Below are 14,020 nucleotides of genomic sequence, written 5' to 3'. Positions count from 1 at the left end.
CATCACAGATTCTCCCAGGAGTTGACGTTTAAGCTGCTGGAAGCGCTGGTACTTTGATTTCCTGAATCCAGTGCTTCATTCGTCGCCACTTCGGCAAGTCGCCGTGCAGTTTTTGTAGCTCCGTGAATGCATCGGATGCGCTGTCGATCCGTAATTTGCTGTTTGAATGGGTGACAGCCCCGATAACATTTTGCTCCGGTTCAGCTTCTTGGCTTCCGTCAGTCGTCGTTACGACAATCAAATACGTTTCGTTGCAGCGTCCATTCTTGCGAACAAAGATCCGCGTCCCTAACCGTTTCGTCAGGTTGTTCGCAGCAACACGCCCCTCAAACGATGTGAGGTCGAGCCTTTCGAAGAAATCCGATTTGCTCACCACTCGGTCAACTGCCATCTGCTGAAGGAGTGCGTCTTTCTCTGCCTCTACAGCCGTAAGCTGGCTCTCAAGCTCTTGCAGTAGTTTTGCCGTTCTCCTGCCGGGGAATTGATTGTGTGCATCCTCAGCGTCTGCAAGTTTGGCTCGCAGTTCTTCTGCACGACCTTCCGCAACATCCAGCTTCTTGCGGATTGATCCCGAGCTAGTTTGCACGAGACTCAAGGAATCCAGCTTGGCGAGAACTTCCCGAAACACCGTTTCTGTTCGTGTAGCGGTGATGACGCCAGCGTTGCACATGCCTCGGTTGGCGTGGCTGCATTTGTAGTATTTCCTCCCCCGCTGGCTCTGTAGGTGCATGGCAGCGCCACACTCGAAGCAAAAGAAAATGCCCGCCATCACGTTGAAGTTGGTGGTCTGTTTGGTGATCTTGTGTGACCGCCTTGAGCCCCGTGCAGCTTGTGCCCGGTAGAACGTTTCCTCGTCCACTACAGCCGGGAAAAAGCCTTTAATCGGTTCTCCATCTGGCGTCCTAATTCCATCGATGAAGATGTGGGGCTGATACTCGCCCAACGTGGTGCGGGAATCCAAAATATGGCGAACGGTGCTGAATCCCCATAGGCCGGAGACGTTCCTCCTTCCCGCCGAGAATGCTGGAACGCCTTCTTGGTTTAGGGTGGCGGCAATGTTGCGTGATCCGTGCCCCTGTGTTGATAAATCAAAGAGGCGCCGTACAACTTGAGCATGGTCAGGGTTTAGGGTGTAACCCTCTGGAGTGACATCCAGCCAAAGCGGTCTGAGCTTTCCAAGGGGCTTGCCGGTCTCACGAGCGTCAGCCTGTTTCTTCCGCCACGCCGATGAAACACGGCTCCCCTTGGTGGCGCTTTCTTCGTGAGCCCTAGACATGCTGATTATCGACACGAGCAAGTCAGTCACGTCGAAGTCTTTTGTGTAAAGGCGCTGGTCTAGGCTCGTGAAGACGTTGATGTCCTTCGCCAGCAAGTCGAGGAAGCGGGGCAGGGCGTCACGCACTTTTTTCCGACTCAACCTGTCCAGCGATTCGATGACAAGAAAGCTCCCTGTTGGAATGGTGCCGTCCTCAACATAACCGAGGAACCGAGCAAGCTCGCTCGTATCGTCAACGTGTCTGCCTTTGTAGGCAGAACGTCCAGCGTCGAAGAACAGGTATTCCTTCGGGTCCGCCAATTCAAGCCCTTTGCTTGCGGCAAATGCCTTGGCTGCTTTGGTTTGACGTTCGTAGCTATCGCCTGCTGATTGCTTGGCGCTGGAGAACCTGACGTAGCTGAAAACCTTGGACATCGTGCTACCTACTGGGGGTAATTGGCCTGTAGGTAATTGTGGCAGCACTTCTTGAATTTCTGCCCACTCGCGCACGGGCAGGCGTCATTACGCCCAGCCTTGAGCTGTACGGTCGGGTCGATGAAGTACCAATGGCCATTGTTCTGCACAAACGAGGAACGCTCGCGGTGACTGTGTTCGCCGCCGCCATCGTGCCAGCGGGCCGTGAAGGTTACGAAAGCGTGTTCCGGTTGACCGCCAAACACCTCGGAGCTTTCCACCTCAAGGCCGAGCCAGGTGCTTCGGGCGCTCCAGTCGCTGATGGACTGACGATCGAGCCCGGACTGTTGGGCGGGCAGGGTGGTCGCCACCAGATAGTCGATCAGCCCCAGCACATAGGCGCTGTAGCGCGAGCGCATCAAGGCCTCGGCGCACGGGGCCGGATGGCCGGCATGGTAATGGCCGCAGCAGGCATCGAGCAGGGTGCCGCTGCCGCAAGGGCAAATGGATGTACTCACTGATTCCGGAGCCTTGCTAACAGTTACATGTGTTTTATCTTCCATAAATCAGTCACTTACCTAATTTAACTTTTTTCACTTTTTTTTTACGCGAGGAATGAGTGAGTGACTGCCAATCTGCCTCATGGCAATCCCATGGCAACCCCTCATTTGAACATTCGTCAGAGGTGGAGGTTAGTCCATGATGGTCAAAGGTACGTAATTCAGGATCGATTACAAAACCGAAGAAAAATCCAGTTCGGGTAATCGAGCGTTTGTCCATGAACTCGACCTAGATGCACTTGGAAGTTGAAGGGGACTGAGTGCACGGTTGCGGCTACTTCGCGATCATTGGAGTGTTATCATTGGATCAAAGGGACGCGATCTCGGGATCAATCAGATTCTCCATACTCGACGTCGCGGAAGTTGTGTAGTCCCCGGTGTTGAACCAGGAGGCTCAAGTAATATATTGCGGCATCACAATAAAGGTCCGGAGACCAGGGAATGGAACATGAATTTTTGTTGAGGTTTCTTGAGATTGGAGTTATCGACCTCAAAGGCGATGACACCAAACTCGATAAGCTTCGATCCACTGCCAAAGATCTGTCGGCCATTCTTCGAAAGGTGCCCTCAAAGACCGCCAGCTTCACGATGGTGGCAGCCGACCCCAACATTCCAGCCACGGACCCAACTGTAGAGGAGGCAATGACCTGCCTCCGCAAGCAATGGGAGACTGTTGCTAACGCCTTTGCCGGGCGACCCGTTGGCATCTTGCGGGCGATCTTACTAGACGCGATCGTGCAGGCGGCTCGTTCGGACGATGCGATCGCCGTCGCCTTCGTCAATACGGCGCGCAATGCCCTGGTGCACGCCGAAACTTCTGACGAAGCTGAGATCTGGCGCGAAGCTATTGGGGAAATTGAGACGAAGGTCGATGCGCGCGCCGAGGTTGAATGGGCAACGCCGGAGATGATTACGGTCGATCCCTTGCAGTACACGCCGCCAGCCCCAGTGTCTACAGACTATGAGGCACCCACGATCGATCGTAGTGAACTCAACGCCAAAATCCATTCCGCCGCGGGGCCTTGGGGGCCTACCACCCCGAATCAGTATGCGCCCTCGAACAATCCCCAGCAGTGGGCGCAAGAATTTGCAAACAAGATGAGCGTCGCCATCGCAGAGACGTTGGATGGGATGGCCGAGGAGCTTGCGCCGGCTCCCGTCGACCTCTCGGGCCCGCTATCCATGCTTGCAAAGGCGGTAACAGCTCACGTTGACAAGGCGTTATCGAGCTTCAGCGGCGCGACGGCAGGTCTTCAGCGCCGCACGAACCTACTTTGGTGGAAGGAGGCGCTTTACTCCCCGAGCGCTCACGCGAGCTACCTTGACTTACCTCCGTTTGAGGCCTCTGCTTTGATGGCGCTCGACCTACACGAGCAGGTGCCAACCTACTCGCCAGCAAGTGTTTCGGCCTTCCTGCGAGAGGCCATCCGCTGCCTTCCCGCAGAGAAAGATGATCAAGGAGGCGGCGAGCGTGACTTCACTAGCCTTGTGCGCGATGCTAGGACAACCGCATTCATGCAGCCTTTTCGCGCACTGGCTGCTCAGTACGCACCTGCACCCGTTGGCCGAGGCCCGCTGCTGTCGTTGATTGGGCATCCGGGGGATTCAGGTGCTATCGAAGAGACGACCCTGCGTGCCCTCGTTGGCGTGGCCGTTTCCACCAAGATGACCCCGTACGAGTGGGGAACATACCTATTCCGTGAGCTTCAGAGCGCACGCGCCACCAGCGAAAGCCCAATCAAACGGGTCAAAAAGAAATAAGGCGCCCATGGACAAATGCCCCCATCCCAACTGTTTCGCTGATGACAATACCACTTGCACGTTGGGTCACATCCGGCTCGATGTGTGCCCCGAGTGGAAACGTGTTAGCAAAAACGAAGTAGCCGCTACGGCTGACTGCGACCAGATGCTGCTCCCGTGGAGCGGCTTGGCGATGGGAGAGTCTGACCTCAACTTCGTCAGCGGTAACGTCAAGCCCATCACTGTCGGTATCGTCGGCCCAGAAAGCGCAGGTAAGACGACACTTCTCGGTGCGTTCTATCTGCTGCTGGGTCAAGGTGCGCTGACGACTGATGCCAATTTATTCAGCAACTCTTACACGCTGGCAGGTTGGGAGGCGGTGGCGACGTATCTGCGCTGGAAGCCGGGGCAGCCCCCAAGCTTTCCGCCCCACACCCCCAGCGGAGCGGCTCGAGCACCCGGAATGCTTCACCTAGGCTTTCGCCGTGAAGACGGGTCGCTACGCGACTTTCTTTTTGCCGATGCACCTGGAGAGTGGTTTCAGAAATGGGCGGTCAACGAGCAGGCAGCCGACGCGGAAGGAGCCCGCTGGATAGCTCGTCATGCAGACGTCACGCTACTGATTGCTGACCGTCAGGCTCTTGCTGGGCCCAAAATGGGGACCGCTCGAAACGACTTTCAGCTGCTTGCTCAACGTGCAGTAGCCAAGGCCCGCGGACGGCGCTTGGCACTCGTCTGGACGAAGGGGGACGTAGATGTGGCTGCAGCCATGGAGGCGCAGATCAGAAAAGCGGTCGCTTCGCACTCATCTAGCGTCCCGGAGTTCATAGTCAGCGTGTCGCCTTGCGGCGAGGTCGACGCTGCAGAAGGCTTCCGTAAGCTTTTTGACTGGGTACTTTGTACCAAGCGTGCGGGGGTTGATTTACCCACTACAGAAGTCTGTGGTCACGATCCGCTTTTTCGATTTGGTAGGAGATAGTTGGTGGCTGCTCAACACACCATCTTGTTGGTCGGCGAGTCAAATGTCGGTAAGACTCACTACGGTGCCCAGTTTTTGAAGCGCCTCATGGTCAAGGCATGCGCGCTCAAGATGACCGGCGCTCCAACGAACCTGGAGGCGTTCACTACAGCTCTCAGCTGCCTGACTGAGGGAAAGTCGACCGACCACACACCAGCTGACATCTACGTCGAGAGCGTCTGGCCTATTACGGACGAGGTCGGCCGTTACGCCGAACTGGTTTGGCCGGACTATGGCGGCGAACAGGTTCGTAACCTTGTCGCGCAGCGGCGGATCCCGGCCGCCTGGCGAGATCGCGTGGTCGAAGCCACGGACTGGGTCCTACTCATCAGACTGCATTCGCTTCGATCCGAAGACGACTTGTTCTCGCGCCCGCTGCAGTCATTTGCTCCAGTTGAGCCACAGGGCGAGGCGGCATACGAGCTGTCAGATCAAGCAAGGACAGTGGAGCTCCTTCAAATGCTGCTCTACCTCGCGCAGTTCCATTTGGACCGGCCGCTTTGCAAACCCCGCTTAACAATCTTGCTGAGCTGTTGGGATGAGCTTGAAACGACGGAGCTGCCGGCTGACCTCTTGGCGTCTCGACTGCCGATGCTGTGGTCGTTCGTGCGCAGCAATTGGGCGTCTCCTACTGTCATTGGCCTATCGGCCCTTGAACGGGCACTCGACAAAACGGATGCGGACCAAGACTACGCAATCCGTGGCCCGGAAGAGTTCGGTTACGTGGTGCTACCCAACGGTGAGAAGAACACCGACATTACCCTGCCGATCCAATATTTGATGGCAGACGGGACCTAAGCGAATGCGAGTCGAGCAGGCCGTTTATGGCGAGATCCCAGGACGTGGTCACGGACTGAGAACATCGAGTACGAATGCGCCTATAGCCGCTGCCATCGCATCAAAGCTCGACTTGCCAGATGTAGTGCCCCCAGGTGTCCAAGCTTGGTCGCCGTTTGTTCGCGGTTTTCCTATCGACGATCACTACGTTCTCGCCCGCACGTTTCTGGATTCGAGCGCGTCGCGCGGCGGCATGGTGCTGACTCATGCGCTAATCGTCAGATTGGACGATATGTGCGAGGTGGGAAGCCTGGCCGCGCTACTTGGGCGACTAGCAGCCTCGGTCACAGAATGCCCCGAATCGGTGGTAACGCTGGAGCTTGACATTGCAGGCAGTAGCAACCTGCCGGCTGCTGACTTGATCGGTACGGCCAACGCGTTGGCAGCCCAAGGACTCGCTCCAGTTGTACGACTGAGCGTTGAGGGATTCGAGCACCTCGTTGATTCACTGTGGAATAACCTCTGGCCGGCCTTAAGGCGAACCTTTGCGTTCCGGCTGAGCTTCGGTCCGAACGATGTGGTAGAGCAACCCACGCCGGCGCTTGTATGCACGCCTGAGCAGCTCCAAGCTCGCTGGACAAAGCATCGTATAGTCAAGCCAGACGATAAAACTTCGAATTCTGAAACCGCCGGGATTCTCTGTGGCCAGCGCGACGTGCAGCCGATCCTAGCTCTCGCCGAGGACCTGGGCCTTGGAATTCATACGCTCAGGGACTTGAGCCGGCTTGAACGGCTGCAAACCCTCCTCTCTACCGGCGAAAGCTTTGATGATTTGCTGGCTGCCATACGCTTGGCAGACGGCCTCTCAAATCAGCCGGCATTCGGCGCAAGCATCAAGGACAAGCTCATCGGTCGGTTCACGGCCTTGATTCCAGGCGCAGGTTGCAAGCAGTTGCTATTAATGAGGAATTTGGTGCTCTCTGGCTTTGCCAACACGCGGCCGTTGTGGTCAGCCGTTGAGCTCCTCGTCAGTAACCTCGGATTTGCGCCCGTGGACGACAGCGATTTGATGGAGATGGTCGCGGCCTCGGTTGATGAGGAGCTCGCATTGCCGCCATGGTGCGCTGCAGTGACAGCCGGCTTATCGACAGTCGCTCGTCGAGACAAGCCCGCCATTTACCAAGCAGCTTGGAGATGGGCCGAGCATAGCCACGCCGCGTTTGCCGCGACCGTAGGGGCACTACCTGCTGACGCGACAGTTGAGCAGCGGCTGGCGGAGGAAGTGCCCAGAAAACTCCACGTTACCTCTTCGGCCGCCCTACTTTTGCCGCTGCTGAAGAAGCGCTGGCTGTCCGCGTATGGCGCCGCGCTAGCGGCAACACTGTCCCCTATCGATGCAACAGGCCAGCAGCTCAAGGTGGATAAAGACCTAGATCACAGCGCTGGTTTGCGGTCAGCCCTTCGGTACGCGAGCCCTTCACAGACGTTGGAGTGTACGCTCGCGCATAAGGACTTACGCTTGGTCGAATTGTGCGCAGAGCAGGCCGCTGCCCATCCTCAGATCCTGTCTAACATCCGCTGCGAGGACATTACCGAGCAACAGGTGTGGGGCGCTGTGATTGGCAAGAACTCTTCCCTGTGGAACGCACCTAGCAATGCCATCGGTGCGCGTGACACTGTTTTAGTTGAACTCGTCGAAGGACGACTCGTCGATACGGGCTTACTCGAGGCGCTGGCAAAGACCCCGTTGGCTGACCTCTGCGCCACCTCGGAGCGGGCGCGACTGTGGTCGCTTCTGCCCGCTTCGCAGCGTGACCACTACCTGCAGGCGACCGCAACCGGCTGGCTGGAAGTCGCGGCGAAAGGTGCGGTGGTGACTACCCCTGAAGCCCCGCTTGAACGCGCAATCATGGCGAGCTCGAGCCTGCGATCAGTACTTGAAAGATCCTCAGTGCCGGTTGATACGCATCTAGCGATCGTCAGTGGCCTCCCGTCGTTTCCCGAAGAGGTGTTTATCGAATGGCTGAACAACCTCTTGAAGGGCGCTCGCATGCTTTCCCATGCGGCTTCTGAGCAGTTGGGAACGCTTGTGGCGTCCCGACATTGGGAGCGCGCGGCTAAACATCTTGCGGACCGGCTTGCCAACCGTCCAGATATTAAGCTAGGGCTAAGGCTGTGCGCAGACTTGCTTAGCTTTTATACGCGTTGGATGCTTGGAGTCTCAAAACTAAGCGCTGCCGAGAAGTGGAAAGCCTTCGAAGATGAGGCCTGTGAACTCTATCCAAGCGGTCCGGATAGCGACGAGCTCTGGTCACGAGCCGGAGGCAAGAATTCCGACCTGCCAGGACGGTCTCAAAATGGGTCAACGCGCTGGCACACTGTATTGAATTCAATCCGTTTCGGCGGCCGTCCGACAGCACATGATCTGCTTAAAATGATGTGCAAAGACTTTCCCATGAACGAGAAGCTACGCCTCTATATCAGCGACACTGACATTGTTGACTGGCGTTAAAACTCCCACATACCCATGGTTGAAACATGAGCCCGACTGGTTACCCGCAAGGCCACGCCCTTCTTATCGGCGTGGCAAACTATCAGCAAATCTCCAGATTACCTGCCGCGATTCTGAACGACGTCAATGACGTCGCCGCTACGCTCTCGTCGCCGGATCACTGTGGCTATCCCTCCGCCAACGTCGTCACTCTCTTAGACGCAAACGCTACTCGGGCAGCAGTTTTGAAAGGGCTAGCCGAATTGGTTACTCGGGCTGGGCCTGATGATACGGCCTGCGTATTCTTCTCCGGCCACGGTGGTGTCGTGGGCAGCCCAGGTAATGAAGACAGCGTGCTGGTTACAGTGGATAGCGATCTCGCTGACATTGAAAACACATCCATTAGCTCGAATGAGCTAGCTGCTGCACTTGCGCAGATCAGGGCGAAGCGACTTCTGGTCTTCATTGACGCTTGCCATGCTGGAGGCGCTGCGATCTCAAAAAGTTTGACTGATGACAAAGGCCACGAGCTCAAGTCTGGTTATAGCCAAGATACCTTTGCAAAGCTGGCTGTTGGTAGCGGACGTGCACTAATGGCATCGTGTCGTGCTGACGAAGTGTCGTCCGTGTTTTCCGGTGCAAGGAACAGCGTATTCACGACTGCACTACTGGCAGGTTTGCGCGGAGCTGCCGACAAGAGCGCAAGCGGCTTCATCAAGGTCTTTGACCTGTTTAACTACGTCTCCGAAGAGGTGCCTAAGCTGATCCCCGACAACCAGCACCCAATCTTTAAGGCTGACAACCTTGAAGTGAATTTCGCTGTCGCGCTGAGCCAAGGTGGGAAGAAGTCGCCGTACAGTCCTAGGACCACGTTAGCGGTGCAAGAGGAGCTCCCATGGCCGCTGCTTGAGAAGGTCCTGGTCGAGCTATACCCATTCGGGCCGCGGGACCAAGAAGTGTGGAGCCGCGCCGGCGGTGACCTGTCCCGTCTCCAGTTTCATCCCACCGGTCAGGCTGCTTGGCATGCGGCGCTTCGCACATTGAAACAGGGTGGCGGTGGCAGGAGTATCAGCTTCGGCAGTTTGCTTGGTGCAGCAAAGGACGACTTTTCGAACCACCCGCAGTTGGCAATGCTGCAAACGTCTTGAGCACTACCGTTTGAGCGTAAGGATCTGCCGATAGACAAAGCTCAAAATGAAAATTGTCGCTCTAGAAGTTGTTAGTCTTACACAAGACAGCCGATATCTAGTGGTTTTCAGGTTCGTCCGCGATTTTCGGCAACCACCGATTTTCGTCGAAAAACGTCGATCCTCAACCAAAAGCAGTCTTTAGTTATCGACCAGAAGAGCGGCATCTCCTGGTTGAACGAATTGGCCTCTCCTGGGTAGAGCTCGGTCAGCACCAAGGCAGCGTCCTTGCGTGTAACAAAATGCAGTGGTCCGGTTTCGTGGTGCTTGACCTTGTGGTATTGATGGCCCTTTAACACCGCCAGGAGCACTAGCGCTAGTAATGGACGATAAAGAGAGGTTTGCTTTTTACGAGAAGGTTTTCTATCAGGAGCTCGACCGCAAGGAAAAGCTCTACGCCAGGTTGAGCATGCCGCTTGCGATGCTAGTAGCTATAGTGACGTTCCTCTCATATATGCTCAGTAAGGCACCAACCACCGAGGACGGTACCGCGAGCGTCTTTTTCTGGATTTTCTATCTCAGCACGTGCGTGATGCTACTGATCGGCGCTCTGTATTTCCGTGCTGCATGGTCCCTGAGGGATTCCGACAGGGGCCTCCCCACACTCATGGAGCTTGAGAATCATCGGCGCAGCTTCCGCGATGATTACGAGAAATATTGGGACAGTCCAGAAGAAGCCGATGCGCACTTCAAGAGCTTGGTGCTCAATTACTTCATCGAAGGCGCCACGGTTAATACAGAGAATAATGACAAGCGCGGGATCTATCTCCGATCGCTTGCAAACTATGTAACAGCGGCGTTGTTCGTCTCGGTGCTGTCATTCCTTCCGTTCTACATACATCAGCAGGAGCAAGCTAATAATGACCCAAAAACCACCACCGCCGCCTCCACCGCCGATGCGCTACGTAAAAGATAACCAGCCGAGGAAAGAGCCGCCTCCACCCCCACCTCGGCCTTCTCCGTCTAAAAATTAACTCTTCAGCCCGCAGTGACGCGGGCTTTTTTTTGCCTCGTAGTAACGATCAAGTACTGCGTCTGGATAATTTTGTCTGTTGAACTGCTGCTACCGGTCCAAAGCAGAATCAGTGAAAATCGGCTTTTGGCTGTGGTTTCAATCGGTAGACGCAACGGGTTGGCTAAATCGCTCTCAATGCTAGGAGCCAAGACGCCTTGTCCTCGCGTAGCACCTAGGCAAAAGTATGACTCAGCGAGCCGCCGCTCCCACAGGGCTTTTCCTAGCAACTCTGGCCAGTAACGCGTTCACCAATTCCGATACCGCGTCATACCTGGACTCGACGATGTACCGGGCGAAGGCCGAGTACTCGTTGTTCGCTTTGGCGTGGCTAAAGAACCTATCGATGTGCATCTGCAGCACGGGCATCCACTCCCTGACTCCCTCGTCAGTGGTTTCTTTGGCGATTTTGTGGATCGTTGTCTTTAAGCATAGAAACTCTTCGTCCAGCTTGAGTTGGTACTCCAGTCTCGCTTCCGCGAGTTTCGAGCGATTGAGGCCGAACAGGTCGATGCTGGTCTGGCCGTACTGCGAGATGGCGACGGCCAGCGGTTGGTCAGCCACGACCTTCCAGCCGATATGCTCGCCGGGGTCCACGCAGGTGGGGTCGATCAGCAGCGGGTCTTCCAGCGCGTGGTCGTCGGTGGCGCAAGTGGCACGCGGCCCGGCGACCGGGAAGTGATCATGCTTGCCACTCAGGCGCTCGCCCTGAGTCAGTCTCTGGCCGTCTTCGCTACCCAGCAACGTCTGGTTCCTCCCGCGGTTGCAGTCGATGCAGGAGGCCAGCAGATTGGTCCATTCCGTGGCTAGCCACCAGTAGCCCGGATGGTTGAGTTCGCCTTCTATCTGGCCTTTGGGGCGGAAGTGTTCGACATCGATGGGCCCGGTGCTGGTGATTTTTCCCTCGCAGTAGGCGCACTTGTTGTGGAACAGCGTATTCAACGCCGTGACCACGTCGGACTCCTTGTAATGGGCGAATCCGTACGCCTTGGTGCGTGGGTTCTGGTAGTACATCGCCGCGCGCAGGTGCTCGCGATGGCCCGCACCATTCGGCGCGGTCAAAGACGCCGGCTTGGCGACCCGGTTCCGGTCAACGGGTACCATATTCCCTCCGGTTGCGTTCGAGCACCTCAATGATCGCCCGCACTGACTCTTCCCTGGCGTTGGCGTGTTCGATGGGGGTGGCAAGGCCCGTGTCGCGGATGTGCCGGGTCAGGGCCTGGGCTATGATCTGCCGGTCGAGGGTATCGCCGATCATGGGGAGGCTACCGTAGTTTTCCAGCAGTTCGTCGCGATGCTTGAGGTCCTTCTGCGAGAGGTCCCGGTCTTCGCGCGCAGCATATTGGGCGAGTTGTTCGAGTGCGAGTTGACGCATCGGGTCTTTGGTGGTGGCCAGCCCGAAGTAGTCGGATGTCAGGATCTGCTCGATGCGCAGGTTCGCTACGTTAGGCAATTGCTCGACGCGCTGCAGGTGCCCGTTGCGATCCGGATACAGCACTTGCACCTCGCCCTCGAACATCCCCCGCAAGCACAGCGGATCGTGGGTGGAGACAATGAACTGTACGCGCGGGAACGATTCGCGTAGCGCAGTCATCACACGCATCTTCCAGCGTGGGTGAAGGTGGTTTTCGATTTCATCGACTAGCACGATGCCCTGGGCGAACTCCAAGTTGTCCCAGTGCTTTAGCATTTCCCGCATGATGTCGACGGCCATGGCGAACAAAGATTTGTAGCCATCGCTCAGGTGTTCGATGGGCAGGGACGAGGTGTGGCGCTGGATAAAAATCGAGCGGTCGTCCCGAGCCACGAATTCACCGGCGCGCAAGGCGAGCAGCGAGGACAGTGAGCGCGCCACTGCGTCGAATTTTTCGTCCTCCTTGAGATTCAGCAACCAGTTCGTAGGGGCCGGCAGGCTGATTGAACAGCGTCTTGTTGGGACAGCTTTGAACTTTCGTCGATCTGCCAGACAGGAAGTACCTTCTCGAGCCATAACCGAACACCCGGTTTTGCGGAGTACCGATGGATTTCAGGCGACCCGTTTGCAAGTCCATGCTGAGGGCAACGGCCTCGCCATTGCTGAAGTGCACCGTGACCGCTGGTTGTAGGGGGGCGCCAAGGTGTCGTCGATACCGTGGGGGATGATGCTCTTCTGGTTTAGACGAATACGCTGGCGTTCCTCACGGGGCATCAGCGCCAGGGCGATTGCTTGCAGGATCGAGCTTTTGCCCGTGGCGTTTTCGCCCAGCAGCATGGTGCAGGGCGATTCATTGTGGCCCTGGCCGAATGGGCTGGCATCGAGATCTAGCGTGAAGTGTTCGATGCCCTTGAAGCGGCCGATCTCGATACGGGTGATGTACGCATAACGGCGGCGCTTAAGTTCACCCAGATCGGCGTTCTGGATAACGAAGGCCAGGTAATCGGTCTTGCACAGCGAAATAGCCTCGTGCCAATCATTGGACGAAAATTCACTCCTGAGCCGAATAATCTTCTTGTTCAAATCGGTGCGGGCTGAGTATTTGCCTTGGCGGATCTCGGTTTGTAGGATCCGGCAGACATGCCCCAGGCAGTTCCTTACGGCCCCTCCGTGGGAGGTCTCATCGCTAGTGAAATGGCGCAGTGCTTCGGTCAGTTCATGTTCGTTGTTGCTCTTCAAGATGAGCTCCAACGCTCTGTCGATCTGTTCCTTGCGTTTCAGGCAAAGCGCTGTCCGGTTGAGGTTGAGCAACTCGATAGTCGCCTTGCCGGCGGCAGTGGTGGCGCGAACAACACCGTCGGTATCGAACATTAGATGATCTGAAGGATTGTCCTCGAACGGGTTGAGCAGGAGCGGCATTTTCCGGAGCTGGACCGCTCTCCAGGAGGAAAGCGCAACGGCGGTCCGGCCTGATATAGGGAAAAAGTTGAGCTTATGGTTGTCGCAGTCCTTGCAGATCAACATCAGGTTCTGCCATTCGTATGCGAACCAGGCATAGCACTCAAGGTGCTCAGTGTCGTGAATCGGATCAACCGCGTTGCTCAACGGCCGATAGTGGGACATGTAGCGGCTAGGGTTGTGCTCGAGAATGGTTTCGCAATAGGCACACTTATTGTGCTGGATCCGCTTGAGCTCTTGAATTGCAGATGACGCGTCCATTCCTTCCGGAGCCTTGTTAACAGTTACATGTGATTTACTTTTCATAAATCAATGACTTACCTAATTTAACGTTTCCACGTATTTATTGCATGTGGAGCGAGTGAGTGACTGCCAATCTGCCTAATAGCAATCCCATAGCAACCCCTCATTCGAGTGTTCGTCAGAGGTGGAGGTTAGTCTATGACGGTCAAAGGGTACGCGATTTTCAGAATCGATTCGTAATAGAAGAAAATCCAGTTTATGTGGTCGAGCTTTCGCCCATGAACTCGACTTGGGTGCACTTGAGATTGAGGGCGGTGATCCTGCTGTAAGAGTGAAGCTAGTATGCAGCTCACCAGCTATTCGCCCGGCATCTCAAGCGAAGATCGGTTGTTTGGTTCAGCGTCAACCTGCCAGTTCTCGTAGGTTTTTGATTGTATAAAAATTTAATCCT

The 14,020-nt window shown here is 56.2% G+C and carries 12 protein-coding genes; 6 read left to right on the top strand and 6 right to left on the bottom strand.

Going from position 1 to position 14,020, the window contains the following annotated elements; all coding sequences use genetic code 11:
• Positions 1-28 precede the first annotated feature (28 nt).
• From ACIOYV_RS09805 to ACIOYV_RS09795, 3 genes are read right to left on the bottom strand one after another with little or no spacing between them, the layout of a single operon-like run.
• Positions 29-1,690, bottom strand: a complete 1,662-nt coding sequence (locus tag ACIOYV_RS09805; RefSeq protein ID WP_401323274.1) for a recombinase family protein — start codon at positions 1,688-1,690, stop codon at positions 29-31.
• Between the two features lie 8 nt (positions 1,691-1,698).
• Entirely contained in the window at positions 1,699-2,187 is a 489-nt protein-coding gene (locus tag ACIOYV_RS09800) for a YchJ family protein (protein WP_401323272.1), read from the bottom strand.
• 52 nt (positions 2,188-2,239) lie between these two features.
• Complete coding sequence (locus tag ACIOYV_RS09795) at positions 2,240-2,449, bottom strand: hypothetical protein (RefSeq protein WP_401323269.1); 210 nt, start codon at positions 2,447-2,449, stop codon at positions 2,240-2,242.
• A 221-nt stretch (positions 2,450-2,670) separates the two neighbouring features.
• On the opposite strand from ACIOYV_RS09795, the gene ACIOYV_RS09790 reads away from it, so the two are divergent.
• The 6 genes from ACIOYV_RS09790 (at position 2,671) to ACIOYV_RS09765 (ending at position 10,358) form a co-directional block, all read left to right on the top strand.
• Complete coding sequence (locus tag ACIOYV_RS09790; protein WP_401323266.1) at positions 2,671-3,990, top strand: GTPase-associated system all-helical protein GASH; 1,320 nt, start codon at positions 2,671-2,673, stop codon at positions 3,988-3,990.
• A 7-nt stretch (positions 3,991-3,997) separates the two neighbouring features.
• Positions 3,998-4,948 carry a hypothetical protein gene (locus tag ACIOYV_RS09785; protein ID WP_401323263.1) on the top strand — a complete coding sequence of 317 codons (951 nt, stop codon included), beginning with the start codon at positions 3,998-4,000 and terminating at the stop codon, positions 4,946-4,948.
• A gap of 3 nt (positions 4,949-4,951) precedes the next feature.
• Positions 4,952-5,785 carry a hypothetical protein gene (locus tag ACIOYV_RS09780; RefSeq protein WP_401323260.1) on the top strand — a complete coding sequence of 278 codons (834 nt, stop codon included), beginning with the start codon at positions 4,952-4,954 and terminating at the stop codon, positions 5,783-5,785.
• A gap of 4 nt (positions 5,786-5,789) precedes the next feature.
• Positions 5,790-8,276, top strand: coding sequence for an effector-associated domain EAD1-containing protein (locus ACIOYV_RS09775; protein ID WP_401323257.1), 2,487 nt, complete (start codon positions 5,790-5,792; stop codon positions 8,274-8,276).
• A gap of 26 nt (positions 8,277-8,302) precedes the next feature.
• Positions 8,303-9,403: a caspase family protein gene (locus tag ACIOYV_RS09770; protein WP_401323254.1), complete on the top strand. Its 1,101-nt coding sequence runs from the start codon at positions 8,303-8,305 to the stop codon at positions 9,401-9,403.
• 361 nt (positions 9,404-9,764) lie between these two features.
• Positions 9,765-10,358 carry a hypothetical protein gene (locus ACIOYV_RS09765; RefSeq protein ID WP_401323251.1) on the top strand — a complete coding sequence of 198 codons (594 nt, stop codon included), beginning with the start codon at positions 9,765-9,767 and terminating at the stop codon, positions 10,356-10,358.
• Positions 10,359-10,646: 288 nt separating this feature from the next.
• Here ACIOYV_RS09765 and ACIOYV_RS09760 read toward each other — a convergent pair whose 3' ends face one another.
• The 3 genes from ACIOYV_RS09760 to ACIOYV_RS09750 all read right to left on the bottom strand — a co-directional run bounded on the left by ACIOYV_RS09760 (position 10,647) and on the right by ACIOYV_RS09750 (position 13,587).
• Positions 10,647-11,558 carry a hypothetical protein gene (locus tag ACIOYV_RS09760; RefSeq protein WP_401323249.1) on the bottom strand — a complete coding sequence of 304 codons (912 nt, stop codon included), beginning with the start codon at positions 11,556-11,558 and terminating at the stop codon, positions 10,647-10,649.
• A complete protein-coding gene (locus ACIOYV_RS09755; RefSeq protein ID WP_401323247.1) occupies positions 11,545-12,345 on the bottom strand; it encodes an AAA family ATPase in 801 nt (266 codons plus the stop codon). Before ACIOYV_RS09755 ends, ACIOYV_RS09760 begins: the two co-directional genes overlap by 14 nt.
• A 135-nt stretch (positions 12,346-12,480) precedes the next feature.
• Positions 12,481-13,587 carry an AAA family ATPase gene (locus ACIOYV_RS09750; protein WP_401323245.1) on the bottom strand — a complete coding sequence of 369 codons (1,107 nt, stop codon included), beginning with the start codon at positions 13,585-13,587 and terminating at the stop codon, positions 12,481-12,483.
• Positions 13,588-14,020 lie beyond the last annotated feature (433 nt).

The sequence above is a fragment of the Pseudomonas sp. NPDC087342 genome, from assembly GCF_044744265.1.
In the GTDB taxonomy this organism is placed as follows: Bacteria; Pseudomonadota; Gammaproteobacteria; order Pseudomonadales; family Pseudomonadaceae; genus Aquipseudomonas; species Aquipseudomonas nunensis.
This window is presented reverse-complemented; position numbering and strand designations above follow the sequence as displayed.

Bases quoted from the DNA above. Each gene is read 5' to 3' on its own strand.
- ACIOYV_RS09785 (WP_401323263.1), top strand. From the start codon at position 3,998: ATGGACAAATGCCCCCATCCCAACTGTTTCGCTGATGACAATACCACT.
- ACIOYV_RS09770 (WP_401323254.1), top strand. From the start codon at position 8,303: ATGAGCCCGACTGGTTACCCGCAAGGCCACGCCCTTCTTATCGGCGTG.
- ACIOYV_RS09765 (WP_401323251.1), top strand. From the start codon at position 9,765: ATGGACGATAAAGAGAGGTTTGCTTTTTACGAGAAGGTTTTCTATCAG.
- ACIOYV_RS09760 (WP_401323249.1), bottom strand. From the start codon at position 11,558: ATGGTACCCGTTGACCGGAACCGGGTCGCCAAGCCGGCGTCTTTGACC.
- ACIOYV_RS09805 (WP_401323274.1), bottom strand. From the start codon at position 1,690: ATGTCCAAGGTTTTCAGCTACGTCAGGTTCTCCAGCGCCAAGCAATCA.
- ACIOYV_RS09790 (WP_401323266.1), top strand. From the start codon at position 2,671: ATGGAACATGAATTTTTGTTGAGGTTTCTTGAGATTGGAGTTATCGAC.
- ACIOYV_RS09795 (WP_401323269.1), bottom strand. From the start codon at position 2,449: ATGGACAAACGCTCGATTACCCGAACTGGATTTTTCTTCGGTTTTGTA.
- ACIOYV_RS09750 (WP_401323245.1), bottom strand. From the start codon at position 13,587: ATGGACGCGTCATCTGCAATTCAAGAGCTCAAGCGGATCCAGCACAAT.
- ACIOYV_RS09775 (WP_401323257.1), top strand. From the start codon at position 5,790: ATGCGAGTCGAGCAGGCCGTTTATGGCGAGATCCCAGGACGTGGTCAC.